The organism is Labilibaculum manganireducens, assembly GCF_002843385.1.
Taxonomy (GTDB): domain Bacteria; phylum Bacteroidota; class Bacteroidia; order Bacteroidales; family Marinifilaceae; genus Labilibaculum; species Labilibaculum manganireducens.
This window is the reverse complement of sequence record NZ_MVDE01000046.1, coordinates 1-17,496: the sequence shown is the minus strand read 5'-3', so window position 1 is coordinate 17,496 and position 17,496 is coordinate 1. Positions and strand designations below refer to the sequence as shown.

Genomic DNA, 17,496 nt, shown 5'->3' with positions numbered 1-17,496 from the left:
ATTACAGTTTCTTATGCTTCTTAAATTTAAAAGTTTAAAATACATCATAATAGAATAGTTATGCTTAATAAAATCATTCGTTTTTTCTTAGAGAACAGACTGGTTACTTTTTTGGTGCTGATTGTCATGATCAGCTGGGGAATTATTAATTCTCCTTTTGGTTGGGATACCGGTATTTTGCCAAGCGATCCTGTGCCTGTTGATGCGATACCGGATATCGGAGAAAACCAACAAATTGTATATACGGAATGGCCGGGTCGGTCTCCTCAGGATATTGAAGATCAGATTTCGTATCCGTTAACAACATCCCTTTTGGGGATACCAGGTGTAAAAACCATTCGCAGTAATTCCATTTTTGGCGTTTCCAGTATCTATATTATTTTCGATGAGGATATAGAGTTTTATTGGAGCCGTACGCGGATTCTTGAAAAATTAAATTCGCTGCCGGCAGGCACACTTCCCGCGGATGTTTCTCCCGCTTTGGGACCTGATGCAACAGCTCTTGGTCAGATTTACTGGTACACCTTAGAGGGAAGAGATAAGGATGGAAATCCGGCAGGAGGTTGGGATCCTCACGAATTAAGAACCATTCAGGATTTTTACGTCCGCTATTCATTAACTTCGGCCAAAGGAGTAGCCGAAGTCGCATCCATTGGAGGTTTTGTGAAAGAGTATCAGATTGATATTGATCCGGATGCAATGAAGGCGAATGGAGTAAATATTAGTCAGATAATGGCTGCCGTTAAGAACAGCAATCTGGATATTGGAGCCCGAACCATTGAGTTTAATAAAGTAGAATATTTAATAAGAGCTTTAGGCTATATCAAAAGTCTCGAAGACATTGAAAAAAGCGTTGTTGCTGTTCGAAATAATATTCCCATCCGGATAAGGGATGTCGCGAAGGTGAATTTTGGTCCGGCTACCCGTCGCGGCGGTTTGGATAAAGGAGGAACAGAAGCTGTTGGCGGTGTTGTGGTAGCACGTTACGGTGCTAACCCTTTGCATACCATCGAAAATTTAAAAGATAAAATTGCAGAAATTGAACCCGGTTTACCATCAAAAACATTGGCCGACGGCACTCTGTCTAAAGTAACAATCGTTCCTTTTTACGATCGAACAGGATTGATCAAAGAAACCCTTGGAACATTAGAGGAAGCGATTTCACTGGAACTTTTGATCAGTATTTTAGTGATTATTGTGTTGGTGCTGAATCTTAGGGCTTCTTTCTTAATATCAAGTTTACTGCCGCTTGGAGTATTGATCACCTTTATTGCCATGCGTCAGTTTGGAGTCGATGCGAATATTGTTGCTCTGTCGGGTATTGCAATAGCAATTGGAGTTATGGTTGATGTGGGGATTGTTTTCACCGAAAACATCATCAGGCATGCTGAGGCCGTTGAAAATATAGGAGCCAAAGGGAAAAGACTTTTGGAAATTGTTTATACTGCAACAACTGAGGTTGCAGGGGCGGTTGTAACAGCTTTGGCAACTACTGTCATCAGTTTTTTACCTGTGTTTGCCATGGAGGCTGCCGAAGGAAAACTGTTTAAACCACTGGCATATACCAAAACCTTTACCATGTTGGCTGCTTTGCTGATTGGTTTAATTATCATTCCAACATTGGCTCATCTGGTATTTTCAATTCGTTTTGACAAGAACAAATACTCTAAAATCTGGAACAGCCTGATTGTTGTGGCAGGTATTGTTTTGTCAATTGTTTCAGGGTATTATATCGCAATGGCCTTGGTTGCATATGGCTTAAATGGTTTTTTTGCCGATAAATGGAAGGAGACCAAAAAATCATGGGTGAATTTAATCAACATTGCCATCACAATTGTGGTAGTTGTATTCTTCCTGACCAAGGCATGGTTGCCTTTGGGAGCAGAGAACAGCCTGTTTGCTAACTTCTTGTTCGTAATTGCAATTGTAAGTGTAGTTTTAGGTGCCTTATCATCAATCGTGTTTTTTTATGCGAAAATTCTGAAATGGTGTTTAAACAACAAATGGAAATTTTTATCCGTTCCCATCCTGTTCGTGGTATTTGGAATTTCAATATGGCAGGGATTTGACAAACTGTTTGGTTTTATGCCCGATTTTGTTCAAAATACCGGTGTTTATAAAAAACTGGATGCTGCCATTCCGGGAATTGGTAAGGAATTTATGCCTTCGCTTGATGAGGGATCGTTCTTGTTTATGCCAACAACAATGCCACATTCCGGAATACAGGAAAATCTTGATGTGATTGCCGTTTTGGATAAAAAGATCAATTCGATTCCTGAAGTGGAAAGTGTAGTTGGAAAATGGGGACGTGTAAATTCTGCTCTCGATCCGGCTCCCACTTCGATGTATGAAAATTTGATTAATTACAAGTCGGAGTATATGCTGAATGAATCCGGACACAGAATTCGGTTTAAAGTAAACAGAAAAGACGCGTTTGTGTTGAAGGATGGTTCTACATACAATCCCAGGGAAGAGGGGTTTCGTTTAATCGCTAAAGAAAATCTGATAGAAGACAAAAATGGAGAGTATTTCCGTCAATGGCGCAAAGAAATAAAATCGCCGGATGATATTTGGGATCAAATCATCAGTCAATCATCAATTCCAGGCTTAACATCTGCCCCAAAACTGCAGCCAATTCAAACACGTTTGGTAATGCTGCAAACCGGAATGAGGGCACCCATGGGAATCAAGGTTTTTGGTCCCGATCTGGAGTCAATAGAAAAGGTTGGATACGAGATTGAAAAACATCTGAAGCAGGTAGAAGGAGTACAGGCCATGTCTGTTTTTGCCGATCGGGTGGTGGGGAAACCTTATCTGGAATTGGAAATTGACCGGGATGCAATTTCTCGATACGGCATTTCGGTTAAAAATCTGCAATCGGTAATCAGCAGTGCCATTGGAGGAATGCAACTGACAACAACAGTGGAAGGAAGAGAACGATTCCCTGTTCGTTTGCGGTATGCCAGAGAATATCGCGACAATCCGGAAGATTTAAAAAAGATATTGATTCCGGCATCGAATGGTGCTCAAATTCCGTTAGGCGATTTGGTAAGCATTCATTACATCCGGGGGCCTCAGTTGATTAAAAGTGAAAATACCTTTCTGGTAGGATATGTAATTTTTGATAAAAAGGAAGGATTTGCTGAAGTTGATGTGGTTGAGAATGCACAGGATTACCTAAAAGAAAAGATATCCAAAGGAGAATTTAATCTGCCTGCAGGTGTCAGCTATGTTTTTACCGGAAACTATGAGAATCAGATTCGCGCAACGAAACGATTGATGATTGTTGTGCCAATTTCATTACTAATCATTTTTCTGATTCTTTATTTCCAGTTTAAATCTATTGTATCAACAGCATTCATATTTACTGGGATCATTGTAGCCTTGTCAGGCGGATTTATTATGCTTTGGCTGTATGGTCAGCCCTGGTTCCTGAACGGAGAATTAGGCGGCATTTACCTAAGGGATTTGTTTCAGGTTCACACCATAAATCTGAGTGTGGCAGTCTGGGTAGGTTTTATTGCTCTGTTTGGTGTCGCCACTGATGATGGTGTTTTGATTAGTACCTACATCAAACAGCTGCAGGAAAAAAAGAGCCCTAAAACAGCAAAAGAGGTTCGTGCTTTGGTTTTGGAAGCGGGCTCAAAACGGGTTCGTCCTGCAGTTATGACAACAGCAACAACCATTATTGCCCTGATTCCAATTTTAACATCAACCGGAAAAGGTTCCGATATTATGGTGCCGATGGCAATTCCACTGTTCGGAGGAATGACCATTGAGGTGCTGACAATGTTTGTTGTTCCGGTTCTGTACAGCATGTGGCAGGAAGCTAAAGCTACAAAAGAGTTAAAAAAACGAAAGGAATAGAATCATGAAACGTCCATATATAAAGCGTTCTGCACACAGGGAAACGATTACAATGGAAAGTTCCATGTGGCAAAAACATACAATTATCAACACATGAAAAAAGTAAATTTAATTATCACAATCCTGTTTCTTTTAACCTCCTCTGTTGTTTTTGGCCAACAGGAACTGTCAGCTTACTTGAAAACAGGAGCAGAAAATAATCCTGGGCTTCAGGCCCGGTTTAAGGAATATATGGCAGCACTTGAGGTTGCCCCTCAGGTGAAAGCACTGCCGGATCCTCAGTTGGCATTCGCTTATTTTATAGAACCGGTTGAAACAAGAATGGGACCTCAGGAATTTAAATTTTCGCTTTCGCAGATGTTTCCCTGGTTCGGGACTCTTAAAGCAAAAGAAAATATAGCGGTTCAGAATGCCAAGGCCAAATATGAGGTTTTTCTGGATACCAAATCAAAATTATTCAGTGATATCAGTGCAAACTATTACAACATCTATTTTAATAAGAAGGCCATTGCAATAACCAATCAGAATCTTGAAATTCTGAGTGTATTTAAAAAGTTGGCAGCCATAAAGGTAGAGGCTGGTTTGGTTTCAGCTGTTGATGGGTATCGAATAGAAATGGAAATTGGTGATTTGCGAAATCAATTGGCTCTTTTAACCGATAAGCAGGAAGCATTGGAGTTTTCTTTCAACAAACTGCTGAATACTGATCTATCCAATGAGGTAGATACTCCGGATGTTCTGTGGGAAGACGATATTCGTTTTGCAAAAGAGGCCTTGTTGGATTCTGTGAGAAGCAACAATCACAAGCTTCTGGGAATAGCGCTTCAGCAGGAGTCGTTGAAATACAGAAAGATCCTGGCAAACAAACAAGGCAAGCCCAATTTTAATTTAGGATTTGAGTATACAATTGTTGGGAAGGGAGACAATAATCTGGCAGGAAAAGATGCCTTTGTTTTCCCAAAAGTGGGGATTACAATTCCTCTGTACCGGAGCAAATACAAAGCAATGATTAATGAAGTTGTTTTGCTTGAAACCGCCAAAGAGATGGACAAAGCCAACACACAAAACATGTTGGAGTCCATATTCGAAAATTCATGGAAAGATTATAAAGATGGACATAGAAGAATTGCTTTGTACATCTCCCAATTAGAATTGGCCAATAAATCGTTAAATCTGTTGGAAACCGATTATGCAACAGGGAATAAAAATTTTGAGGAGATTTTAAGAATGGAAAGAAAGGTTCTGAAGTACAATCTGGAGCTGGAAAAAGCAAGGGCAGATAAACAAGCTGCAATTGCATTCATCAATTATTTAATGGGTAAATAAATCGTTCTGATATGAAAAAAATAATCAATAATATAAAAGAGAATTACAAATTGGTAATTGCAGTTTTGGTAATTGGAGTTTTTCTCGGCCTGATATTTTCCGGATCGTCTGATAAAACAACAGCAGGCACTAATGCTGTGGAAGGGCACGAAGGGCACAATCATGAATCTGAAGATCCAACTACCTGGACTTGTTCCATGCATCCACAAATAAAACAGGATAAGCCGGGAAAATGTCCGATATGCGCAATGGATTTAATTCCGCTCATAAACAGGCAATCTGCAGGAGATGATGTCAATCCGAATGAAATTGTGATGACAGAGTCTGCGGCTAAATTGGCGGCCATTCAAACCATGAAAGTTCAATTGGGAGTTCCTGAGAAATCGGTTCGTTTGCAGGGGAAAATCCATGCAGATGAAAGAAATATATCGGAATTGACGGCCCGGTTTGGAGGCAGAATAGAGAAATTATTCGTCAACTTCACAGGACAAACAGTTCGTAAAGGCGACAAGCTGGCTACCATTTATTCTCCCGATTTGGTAACCGCGCAACGTGAATTGTTGGAGGCGATTGGTTTTAAATCATCGCGTCCGTCCTTATATCAGGCATCTAAAGGGAAATTGAAATTATGGGATCTTACCGATAAACAAATTGAGGAGATCGAGACAAAAGGAGAACCGATGCTTTATTTTGATGTATTGTCTCCAATTTCGGGAACCGTTACTGTGCGGAATGTTGCCATTGGCGATTATATAAAGGAAGGAAGCAAGTTGTTTGAAGTGGTTGATTTATCGAGACTTTGGGTGATGCTGGATGCGTATGAAAGTGATTTGCCCTGGATAAAAGTGAATGATAAGCTTGAGTTTACAGTGCAGGCGATGCCAGGTAAGAATTATGAAGCTAAAGTGACTTTTATCGATCCATTCATTAACGGCGATACCAGAGTAGCAAAAGTGAGGGCTGAGGTTGTAAATAAAAATCAGCAGTTGAAACCGGAAATGTTTGTGAATGGGATTGTGAAATCTAAAACTGAGAAAGGATTGAATAAAATACTGATTCCGAAATCAGCAGTACTTTGGACAGGAAAAAGATCGGTTGTGTATGTAAAAGTTCCGAATCGGGAAACTCCGTCATTTTTGTATCGGGAAATCGTTTTGGGACCCGAAGCAGGTGCATTTTTTGTTGTGAGTGAGGGGTTGAAAGAGAATGAAGAAATTGCCATCAACGGAGTCTTTAAAATTGATGCTGCAGCTCAGCTAATTGGGCTTCCGAGTATGATGAATCCTGATGGAGGAAAAGTCTCAATGGGTCATAATCATGGAGATATGGGTGCCGGTAATTCGATGCAAAAAATGGAAAGTGCTGTGGTAGATGAAAAATTCAAAAAGCAATTAACTGGTTTTTATAACGAATACCTGTTGCTCACAAAAGCTTTTGTTGCCTCCGATCCATCTTTGGTTAAACCTGCCGCGGAATCCTTATTGTCAAAATTGAGTACTATTGACATGAGCCTGCTAAAAGGTGATGCACATATGCAGTGGATGACCAATTTAAATGTACTTGAGACCAAGTTGAAAGCGATTGCTGCCAGTAAAGATATTGGTGTGCAAAGAACTGCTTTTGCCCCTTTTAACCAGGCATTGTATAAAAGCATAAAATCTTTTGGGCTGTATAAAGTAACAACTTACTATCAATTCTGCCCAATGGCAGATGATGATAAAGGTGCTTACTGGTTCAGCAATTCTGAAGAAATTCAAAACCCTTATTTTGGAGAAATGATGCTGGGGTGTGGAGAAGTGAAGGAAACGATTAAGTGATTTTTAAGAGGAGATATGAGTGTTCTCTTCTTGTAATGTATTTTAAAGTAGATAGTTAATAACGATAAAAGTAAATGTTATGAAGTTAAAAGTATTAGGATTAATCGGATTGTTTTTAGTGAGCGGGTTTAGTTTATCTGCTCAGCAAACAAGTAAAAAATTTAAGGTGTTTGGTAATTGTGGAATGTGCGAGAACCGAATCGAAAAAGCTGCTTTAGCAGTAGATGGTGTAACAATGGCAGATTGGAACAAGGAAACGAAACTAATTAAAGTTGCTTTTGATACGACCAAAACAGACATTCACAAAATACATATGGCCATTGCCAATGCAGGTCATGATACGGAAATGCATAAAGCGAAAGATGAGAATTACAATAAGCTGCCGGGTTGTTGTAAATACGATCGGACGAATGCTGAGATGAAAAGTGATGAAGGACATCATCAGCATGAATAGAGCAAATGGCTTGGATATTTTCCTTCAGGATTAAAATTGAAGCCCGACTGTATTGGCCGGGCTTTTATATGTTTTTCTGGTGTAATACCAATTTAATATCAAAATCCTGCTTAAAATATCAGCTTGTCATGCTCCGACTGTATACAAGTAGTTCTTGTCAGGGTATGACTTGATTCTATAAGCACTATTTTATAAGATCAATTTTGATGTTAATTTTGGTACAATTACTTAATGCATTTGTACACAATAAATTTTTTGTCTTCAGCGATAATCTCAACCGACGAGAACAGAGGCTCCAAATGTATTTTGTAATTTAAATGTTTATTCGCGACAATCTGAAGATTTCCTCCTTTTTTCAGACAGCGGAGACATCCTTTAAAGAGATGAAGGGGAATTTGGATGTTTATTTCATATTCGAAATGAAAGGGCGGATTTGTTACGATTAAATAAAATGCGTTATCATCAAAAATGGTTAGCTCATTATTAAAATGATGATGTATATTTTCTCCTTGAATATTTAATTTTGCTGAAGAAACAGCCAGGTAAGAATCATCCATTAAATGGATTTCTGCATCAGGCAATTCTTTGAATATTTCGTTCCCAATAATTCCATTTCCAGAGGCTAAATCCAAAATGCACCGATCGGTATCATCTATTTCAAGATGTTCCAAAAAAAACTGCGTGGCATAATCAATATGTTGTGCCGAAAATACTCCCCAATACTGCTTGTAGTCTTGATTGTTGTAATTTAGTGAAGTGATGAGTTCTTTTTTAACGATGTTTTTCTTTTTAGTAAGCACTAACAGGCGCGCTTTTTTTACCGCTCTGCTTTGTTCTGTTACATCGAAATATTCCTGCGCTATCTGTAATAATTTAGGACTAAAATGGCGGGTCATGAATGCACAAATTACAGTAATGTCTTCGCTTGAATTGCCAGTAATCTGTTCAAGAAAAAGTTGAAAAAGCTCTAATGATTTAGGCACATTTACCAAGGCGAAATCCATTTCATTTTTAAGAGGCGAAAGTGGGTCTGAATAAGAAAGTAATGGAATGTTGTGCGCTTTTAAATTGGCATCAATGGCTTTTTGCTGACTTTTTTGAGTAAATACTACTGTCGGGTTAAATGAATGTAAATAACAGCCCAAAAAACCAAACCGGTCACCATAAATGCCTAACTGATTCGGTTTTTTTTCCAAATCAGCAAACGCCTGTAAAAGATATTCGTCTGCAGCACTCCAGGCCTTTAACGATTTATCTTCTGATAAATCATATCTTTTAATTTGATATTTTCTTCCTTCGAAATCCATGTACTAATCTGCCTTAATGTAATGATTTGTAATTGATAATAAGCTTTGTGCTTTTTACCATTTATTGAATTGATGTTCCTGTTTCGAATAGGAACAAGCGCCGTTACGTATATATACCCATCAGGTTATGCCGTTATTTAAAATTAGAATACTTTGGTAAAATGCCATCCCGAATTTCGGGTATTTGCAAACAAAATCAGGCCTGCGAAGATAGAGATTAGATGCGACAAATTGATAAGCCCCTGCATTTTCTAATCCAGTATGGTTCGATTGAGAGGATTTGGTGATCGGTGAAAGTAGTCAGCAACACATATTTCAATTCCAGTATGGTTCGATTGAGAGTGTTTTTTCAATCTTTCGTGAGTTGTATCATCATCATTTCAATTCCAGTATGGTTCGATTGAGAGTTGCTCCTACTGTCGGAGTGGCAGGGCATCATATGTTATTTCAATTCCAGTATGGTTCGATTGAGAGTTAATAGCTGTGTGCTTACATGTGTGTAGATTTCTGATTTCAATTCCAGTATGGTTCGATTGAGAGCTGTTCATACCCCAAGTTATCGCGCTCGGTAATTTATTTCAATTCCAGTATGGTTCGATTGAGAGAATGATGTGCAGAGATATTGCCGTGTTCAATATCATATTTCAATTCCAGTATGGTTCGATTGAGAGATAAACATCAATTTGCGAGCACCCAGTGAAGTGCTATTTCAATTCCAGTATGGTTCGATTGAGAGGTGGATGCAAAAGCGCTTACAAACGGAATTCTTCAGGATTTCAATTCCAGTATGGTTCGATTGAGAGAACAGAAATGTAATCCGTGTAATACCAAGATGCTTGATTTCAATTCCAGTATGGTTCGATTGAGAGTTAACCAATACAGGTTCACAAACACCACATGCATCTATTTCAATTCCAGTATGGTTCGATTGAGAGGCTAACCGAACAGGATGCTAAGAATATGATAGTAAATTTCAATTCCAGTATGGTTCGATTGAGAGTCTCTTGCGAGTTACCAGGATTACACCATCTTACAAAATTTCAATTCCAGTATGGTTCGATTGAGAGAAGACATTCAGGAGGGTATTAAAGCCTCTGATGAAATTTCAATTCCAGTATGGTTCGATTGAGAGCTATCCTGAAAAAGAGTTTCATCAATTGTTATTTTAATTTCAATTCCAGTATGGTTCGATTGAGAGCCCATCTCCCCAGCACTTAGCTCATAGTTCAACTCACATTTCAATTCCAGTATGGTTCGATTGAGAGGATACGTAGATTGGGGATTAGATGGCTTTAACACTATTTCAATTCCAGTATGGTTCGATTGAGAGTTTGTGATCGGATTTGTTGCATTAATTTTTGTTTATATTTCAATTCCAGTATGGTTCGATTGAGAGGTTTGTAGGTAGATTCTTAAAAAGTGCCTTTTTGTATTTCAATTCCAGTATGGTTCGATTGAGAGAATGCGATCGTCGGCAAAAGCCTGTTCCATCATATATTTCAATTCCAGTATGGTTCGATTGAGAGCACCGAAAACTACTTGGTGTCAATAATCGCTCACGAATTTCAATTCCAGTATGGTTCGATTGAGAGAAAGAAACCATCTCGGGAAGAGAAGTTACATTCACCATTTCAATTCCAGTATGGTTCGATTGAGAGAAACCGAAACGGAAGATGAAAACGAAGATGATCTACATTTCAATTCCAGTATGGTTCGATTGAGAGTTGTATTAAGATATTACACACAAATACCGCTTAAAAATTTCAATTCCAGTATGGTTCGATTGAGAGTGCAAGGCTCTTTAAGTGTTTCAAATCACCAGTTCATTTCAATTCCAGTATGGTTCGATTGAGAGTTCTATTGCTATTTTCCTTTGATCCAATGTCACCCCATTTCAATTCCAGTATGGTTCGATTGAGAGTAGTGTATGGTGTGCCGGTACTTATGCGGTGAGAGGATTTCAATTCCAGTATGGTTCGATTGAGAGTCTAGACTCTTAGACTCTTGGATTGTTCGACTGTTATTTCAATTCCAGTATGGTTCGATTGAGAGAATTGTTTTGGTTTTTGTTTTGCTGATTCAAAATATATTTCAATTCCAGTATGGTTCGATTGAGAGAAAGATATTGATTGTTGATAAACTTAGTTGTTTTATTTCAATTCCAGTATGGTTCGATTGAGAGTATTAGTGCCAGCAGTGAAATTACTGCTACAGCAAATTTCAATTCCAGTATGGTTCGATTGAGAGATTAATGTAAATTCAATATAGATTGTGTTTTCTTTATTTCAATTCCAGTATGGTTCGATTGAGAGATACATTAATTGTGATAGTTGCGGCTTTGAATTCGAATTTCAATTCCAGTATGGTTCGATTGAGAGTAAATTTACCTGCCTTTCCATAAGTTCCAGTACTCTATTTCAATTCCAGTATGGTTCGATTGAGAGGCGCCCTTGAATCCAAATAATGTAGCTGTGGAATCGGATTTCAATTCCAGTATGGTTCGATTGAGAGACCCACACCGCAACCTACAACGAACTAAACTTCAATATTTCAATTCCAGTATGGTTCGATTGAGAGCGCGTGGCAGATTTGAACGCTTCCCAACTTCCGTAATTTCAATTCCAGTATGGTTCGATTGAGAGTATTTATCTGATCGCTAATCGTTAAGCTTAACCCTGATTTCAATTCCAGTATGGTTCGATTGAGAGCCGCTTTGCGAACAGTTACGTTGCTCTACGTGTAAGATTTCAATTCCAGTATGGTTCGATTGAGAGCTTGATTTGAGTTATTTATCATGTATCCGGCAATCTATTTCAATTCCAGTATGGTTCGATTGAGAGTGGCATCAAGACTATCCGCCTCTTACATGGCTAAAAATTTCAATTCCAGTATGGTTCGATTGAGAGAGATTCTGCGACGAAGATCGTTTTAAGTTTGATTCAATTTCAATTCCAGTATGGTTCGATTGAGAGTGCTAATCCTATTCTTGAAGATACTTTCGATTCTATATTTCAATTCCAGTATGGTTCGATTGAGAGATTTAATGCGTTTAATATTTCTGATCTACTTATTTGATTTCAATTCCAGTATGGTTCGATTGAGAGTAGATTAGTATTAACCACAACCCCACATCATTAATTATTTCAATTCCAGTATGGTTCGATTGAGAGTGATTTCCTTAAAAGAATGTCGTTTCAAGATACGTCATTTCAATTCCAGTATGGTTCGATTGAGAGCGCAGCAAGGAAAACAGGTTTGGAATATGTGAAATATATTTCAATTCCAGTATGGTTCGATTGAGAGCTCACGCTCTTTATGATATTCAGCCTCGTCACCTTCATTTCAATTCCAGTATGGTTCGATTGAGAGAATGATTGCAACCATACTTTCACAATTAGTGCCAGATTTCAATTCCAGTATGGTTCGATTGAGAGACGTGCAAAAACTGCCAATGCCATTGAGGGTGATTTATTTCAATTCCAGTATGGTTCGATTGAGAGAAGGAACGAAAGGAAGCAATGAAAAGGGTTAAGGAATTTCAATTCCAGTATGGTTCGATTGAGAGAAGGATCGCGCGCATAGACCAGGCAATTATTGCAAATTTCAATTCCAGTATGGTTCGATTGAGAGTCGTTTTAAGTCTGATTCATGGGATTGGCTTATTGTATTTCAATTCCAGTATGGTTCGATTGAGAGTTTTTGTTAAGGTTGCCTTTTGTTGGCGGTAAGTGCCATTTCAATTCCAGTATGGTTCGATTGAGAGCGGCACGGTGGTGAAATATACCGCGTGTTATCGGTTATTTCAATTCCAGTATGGTTCGATTGAGAGATTGCCAGCACATAACCAAAACCATTGATGTTTCACAATTTCAATTCCAGTATGGTTCGATTGAGAGATTCTCAGATTGCCAGTTTGCTTTTCGATAGCAAAATTTCAATTCCAGTATGGTTCGATTGAGAGAATCATCGGGACGATCGGGAAAAACAGTTCTTTCCCATTTCAATTCCAGTATGGTTCGATTGAGAGCAATTGGAACTTGGAAATACAAGATCCTTTTCTTATTTCAATTCCAGTATGGTTCGATTGAGAGTCTAAAACTTTTGTAATTATCATGGCGCGAAAATGTATTTCAATTCCAGTATGGTTCGATTGAGAGTATGGCAGCAATTGCTTTAATTGTTGCAATTATATATTTCAATTCCAGTATGGTTCGATTGAGAGATATATAAACTTCGTAGACGTTACAAACAATAAATAATTTCAATTCCAGTATGGTTCGATTGAGAGATGAAAATTGTAATTAATGGTGAAGTTTATAATAAAATTTCAATTCCAGTATGGTTCGATTGAGAGGCAAGGAGTTTACACAATACAGGTACAAGGCGACATATTTCAATTCCAGTATGGTTCGATTGAGAGGCCTATTAATTTTATGAACTATCCAGAGCCTGCCAAATTTCAATTCCAGTATGGTTCGATTGAGAGTATAAGCCGTTTTTCTTCTAATCAATCGCTTACATATTTCAATTCCAGTATGGTTCGATTGAGAGAACATCTAAAAACAAAAAAGAGTAAGTCAAATTACAATTTCAATTCCAGTATGGTTCGATTGAGAGAATAAATATTAATATTTAAGAAATTAGCGATGATATATTTCAATTCCAGTATGGTTCGATTGAGAGGACGATTTTAGGAAGTGCAGTTGATTGTTTAGCATATTTCAATTCCAGTATGGTTCGATTGAGAGCATGAGTATAAAGAATATTTTAAGCCAAACAGCATTTATTTCAATTCCAGTATGGTTCGATTGAGAGAGGAGAAGAAGAAAAATATCTGCAAAGCATTAAAGAATTTCAATTCCAGTATGGTTCGATTGAGAGGATGCGCGCGATCCTTTCGCTTCTTGTTGTTGCGCTTATTTCAATTCCAGTATGGTTCGATTGAGAGCAACAATCACTTCTTTGTTTCCGTTTGTTTTTGCGAATTTCAATTCCAGTATGGTTCGATTGAGAGGGGCATAGTTTTACCGCTTTTAAATTCAGTTCGTTTATTTCAATTCCAGTATGGTTCGATTGAGAGTAGATAAAAGATTTAATTTAGATATACATTTAAGGGTATTTCAATTCCAGTATGGTTCGATTGAGAGCTATTCAGGTATTGAAAACACATTAGGCGTTCCATCATTTCAATTCCAGTATGGTTCGATTGAGAGAATATTTTCGTCTTGGTTATCAAGTCCATAAAGCCGAATTTCAATTCCAGTATGGTTCGATTGAGAGAAGCGGATCCACTTATTCAATCGACCACGGATCAATATTTCAATTCCAGTATGGTTCGATTGAGAGGTTTACGTTATTCGGATCATCAGCACCGGCCACGAAATTTCAATTCCAGTATGGTTCGATTGAGAGATCCCCATAGGGGGAAGACACTAAAACCCGTAAAAAATTTCAATTCCAGTATGGTTCGATTGAGAGAAACATTGCATATACTTCAATTATCCCGCCAGATACATTTCAATTCCAGTATGGTTCGATTGAGAGATACTTGTCCCAACGCTTCCGCGCTCTTCAGTAATTCATTTCAATTCCAGTATGGTTCGATTGAGAGCCCACCAATCAAAACGCTGTTCTCCTGGTTCCAATATTTCAATTCCAGTATGGTTCGATTGAGAGGGAGGAAGACCAACTTCTATGTCACATCCTGTTTTAAATTTCAATTCCAGTATGGTTCGATTGAGAGCGACGATTTTAGGAAGTGCAGTTGATTGTTTAGCATATTTCAATTCCAGTATGGTTCGATTGAGAGAGAAATATTTTTTAACTTATGACAGCAATTAATTTATTTCAATTCCAGTATGGTTCGATTGAGAGGCTTTTCTTCGATAGTCGATGTTATCGCCGTTTTTCAATTTCAATTCCAGTATGGTTCGATTGAGAGCTGCTCTCTGGCAACTAAAGAACTTAAATTTTGTGCATTTCAATTCCAGTATGGTTCGATTGAGAGCAGTTTTACAATTCCAATTTCAACTATCTTTCCACATTTCAATTCCAGTATGGTTCGATTGAGAGTCGATTGACGACTCAAAAAAAACATCTGAAAATCAATAAATTAAGATTTTAAGATGTGACAAAAACAACAAGCTTTAGTTGTCGATGTGCAAAAGTATAAAATATATGGGGTTTCGACAACATTGCCGAAACATTAGTTTTTTCGATATGTCAAAGAACCTTAAGGTCGAAGTCACATTTTAAAAAAGGGGAGAGGGACGATCTGTAATGACTTATCGACAACTATAAGAATTGATCCAAATCATTTTTTTCATGTCCAATTACTTCTTTTTCCAACCATTTTTGCTCTCTGCTTTTAAATAGAATTAAACTATCGCGTTCTTCTTCATTCATAATAAATTCAGCTTTTAAAATTAGTTCTTTTAATTTCACCTCTGTTATTTCGCCTTCGAAAACCGAATTCTGAATCCAATTTAAATATTGTCTGCACAATTTCAACATTTTTCCTACACGCTTTTCGCCCATGTCGTAAACCAAAATTACATACATTACCAGTAAATTTTAAACGGTTTATATTCTTCTATGTCCAACAAATGTTTTTGCAATTTATAACATTCCAGTTTTATCAGATGCTTGTAACTCACACTTCTATTTAAACTTCGGTGCTTAATGGTTTCTTCCAATCGTTTTTCAAAAGCCTGTATAAATTTTTTCTTTCCTTTCTCTTTTAAAACAATTCGGTTCAGTTTTTCTTCGAAATCACTTTCCTGTATTTCCTTTTTGTTTAAAACCTTAAAAATGACCCGATCTACTAAAAAAGGTTTGAAAACTTCAGCCAAATCCAAAGCCAGACTAAATCGCCGTTCTCCGGGTTCATGCAGGAAACTAATGGTAGGCTCCAGCTGAGTTTTCTGAATGGCACGCAAACATTCCGAATAGCACATCATATTGCCAAATGAGATCAAAGAGTTTACAATGTTTAAAGGAGGGCGCTTGGTGCGTATTCCCATCTCGTGATCATTAATAATTAAATTGAAAGCATCGTAATAATTTTTCCGGATATTTCCTTCAACACCCATTAATTCATCAATTTCTTTTGTCTCACCAATTTTTTTCCGAAGAAGCTCAATACTATCAATTACAGGCATCAAATCTTTACCTCGGTTATCGTAATACCTCAGGTTTTTTAGCATATTAAATGATGCTCCTTCGATAAAAGACTGGGCAACAACAACGCGTTTTGATTTTTTTAAATAGGCCTTAGTTTGGGCTATCAGCATTTTTCCCGAAAGCAATTTACACTTCGGAGCAAACGATCCGGTGTAGTTTTCATAGTAATCGTAAAAATGCACAGCAATATCATTTTTTCCTAAAAAGTTATAAAGCGCCGAATTGGCATCCAACGATCCCAATACATACAATTGGTCAACTTGTTCAACTGGCAAATAGCGAGGTTTTAAATCATTCCCCTCTTCGTCAACGGGTGTAAATTTTAGCGTGTTATCCTTTCGCGATAAACGTCCCGGATTGAATAAATAATAGGATTTCTTCATAATTGTCTTGAACTATGATTTTTGTTGAATAATAGATGAATTATGATTGCTTTTGGGTTTCATTACACGTTTAAATTGAAGTGAGGTATTTCCAAAATTAATGAGCAAGCCAATTTCTAAGCCATATGCTTCCAGATAATTTATCGCTTGGGCAAGGTGAACATCTTCAAGTTGTACAACTGCTTTTATTTCAAGCATTATTTTTTTTTCAATAAAAAAATCAACTCGTCGTGTTCCAATATTATGCCCTTTATATTCCAAGAACATTTCTTTTTCGCGATCGAATTCAACATCACGTAGATTCAATTCAATCGCAAGAGCCCTCTGATAAACAACTTCCTGAAAACCATTTCCTAAATGCCGATGAACTTCCATTGCGGCACCAATTATTTTATGTGTTAATTCCTGAAATTTAAATTTTTTTTCCATTATAATAAATCAGAGTGTTCTTAAAATCAGTAAAATCATAGTTCAAAACTCATCCGAATAACAAAAATCGTAGTAAGAGCATTTTTTACATTTGGGCTGATTTATGGCTTTAGGGCATATATCGGAGTGTATAATTTTATCAATTTCCTCAAGTAATTCAACAATTCTCTCCTTATCGGGGATACTCAAAAATACCTCCTCTGTTTTGTGTTCTTTCGGATATTCCAGTAGACCCGTTACGCCTTCAATTCCATTTAATTCCAATACATAGATGTAGTACTTTACCTGCCATGCATGAGATTCCAGTAATTTACTCGACTTTTTAATTTCGTGAACCACCTTATTCTTAGCATCGTAATAATCAATTTTGATTCCATCAATAGCAATCTCTTCATATTTCGAGCTACGTTGCTGATAACTGCTTTCGTGTATCAGTTTGCCTTCGTAAACCAAATCTGATGAATGTTCCATTTGAATATTGTTCGCAAACAACCACAGTTTGCGATGGCAAACCATGTAGTAATTGAAGTGGGTTCCGGTAATGTGCATAAGGCTTAGTTTTCGAACCAATTTGTTAGATTAATTACTTGCTTGTTTTCTAAATCAATAGTTCGTTAAGTTTTGACTTATAATGTTGAAAATGAGAAGAATAAGCAGTGTTTAAGTTTGGATAATCCCTTAAGAATCAGTATCTTAATGTTTGTTTTCGAAGCAATTATTAAGTATGACTC

The 17,496-nt window shown here is 37.5% G+C and carries 9 protein-coding genes and 1 CRISPR repeat array; of the genes, 4 read left to right on the top strand and 5 right to left on the bottom strand.

The window, feature by feature from the left end:
• Nucleotides 1–60 precede the first annotated feature (60 nt).
• The 4 genes from BZG01_RS19510 to BZG01_RS19495 all read left to right on the top strand — a co-directional run bounded on the left by BZG01_RS19510 (nt 61) and on the right by BZG01_RS19495 (nt 7,464).
• The gene (locus BZG01_RS19510) at nt 61–3,867 is read left to right on the top strand and encodes an efflux RND transporter permease subunit (RefSeq protein ID WP_101311520.1); all 3,807 of its coding nucleotides are present in this window, start codon (nt 61–63) and stop codon (nt 3,865–3,867) included.
• 93 nt (nt 3,868–3,960) lie between these two features.
• Entirely contained in the window at nt 3,961–5,193 is a 1,233-nt protein-coding gene (locus BZG01_RS19505; protein ID WP_143470957.1) for a TolC family protein, read from the top strand.
• 11 nt (nt 5,194–5,204) lie between these two features.
• Nucleotides 5,205–7,010 carry an efflux RND transporter periplasmic adaptor subunit gene (locus BZG01_RS19500; RefSeq protein ID WP_101311518.1) on the top strand — a complete coding sequence of 602 codons (1,806 nt, stop codon included), beginning with the start codon at nt 5,205–5,207 and terminating at the stop codon, nt 7,008–7,010.
• Nucleotides 7,011–7,089: 79 nt separating this feature from the next.
• Nucleotides 7,090–7,464, top strand: coding sequence for a heavy-metal-associated domain-containing protein (locus BZG01_RS19495; RefSeq protein WP_101311517.1), 375 nt, complete (start codon nt 7,090–7,092; stop codon nt 7,462–7,464).
• A gap of 224 nt (nt 7,465–7,688) precedes the next feature.
• Here BZG01_RS19495 and BZG01_RS19490 read toward each other — a convergent pair whose 3' ends face one another.
• From BZG01_RS19490 to cas4, 5 genes are all read right to left on the bottom strand, one after another.
• On the bottom strand, nt 7,689–8,771 hold the full coding sequence (locus BZG01_RS19490; RefSeq protein ID WP_101311516.1) for a class I SAM-dependent methyltransferase: 1,083 nt from the start codon (nt 8,769–8,771) through the stop codon (nt 7,689–7,691).
• A gap of 247 nt (nt 8,772–9,018) precedes the next feature.
• A CRISPR array of direct repeats spans nt 9,019–14,843; the repeat unit is 30 nt; unit sequence ATTTCAATTCCAGTATGGTTCGATTGAGAG.
• A 222-nt stretch (nt 14,844–15,065) separates the two neighbouring features.
• Complete coding sequence (gene cas2 / locus BZG01_RS19485) at nt 15,066–15,332, bottom strand: CRISPR-associated endonuclease Cas2 (RefSeq protein WP_101311515.1); 267 nt, start codon at nt 15,330–15,332, stop codon at nt 15,066–15,068.
• The gene (gene cas1b, locus BZG01_RS19480; RefSeq protein ID WP_101311514.1) at nt 15,332–16,336 is read right to left on the bottom strand and encodes a type I-B CRISPR-associated endonuclease Cas1b; all 1,005 of its coding nucleotides are present in this window, start codon (nt 16,334–16,336) and stop codon (nt 15,332–15,334) included. Before cas1b ends, cas2 begins: the two co-directional genes overlap by 1 nt.
• Nucleotides 16,337–16,348: 12 nt before the next feature.
• Nucleotides 16,349–16,765, bottom strand: coding sequence for a GxxExxY protein (locus tag BZG01_RS19475; protein WP_101311513.1), 417 nt, complete (start codon nt 16,763–16,765; stop codon nt 16,349–16,351).
• A gap of 42 nt (nt 16,766–16,807) precedes the next feature.
• Nucleotides 16,808–17,314 carry a CRISPR-associated protein Cas4 gene (gene cas4, locus BZG01_RS19470; RefSeq protein WP_101311512.1) on the bottom strand — a complete coding sequence of 169 codons (507 nt, stop codon included), beginning with the start codon at nt 17,312–17,314 and terminating at the stop codon, nt 16,808–16,810.
• Between the last annotated feature and the right edge of the window lie 182 nt (nt 17,315–17,496).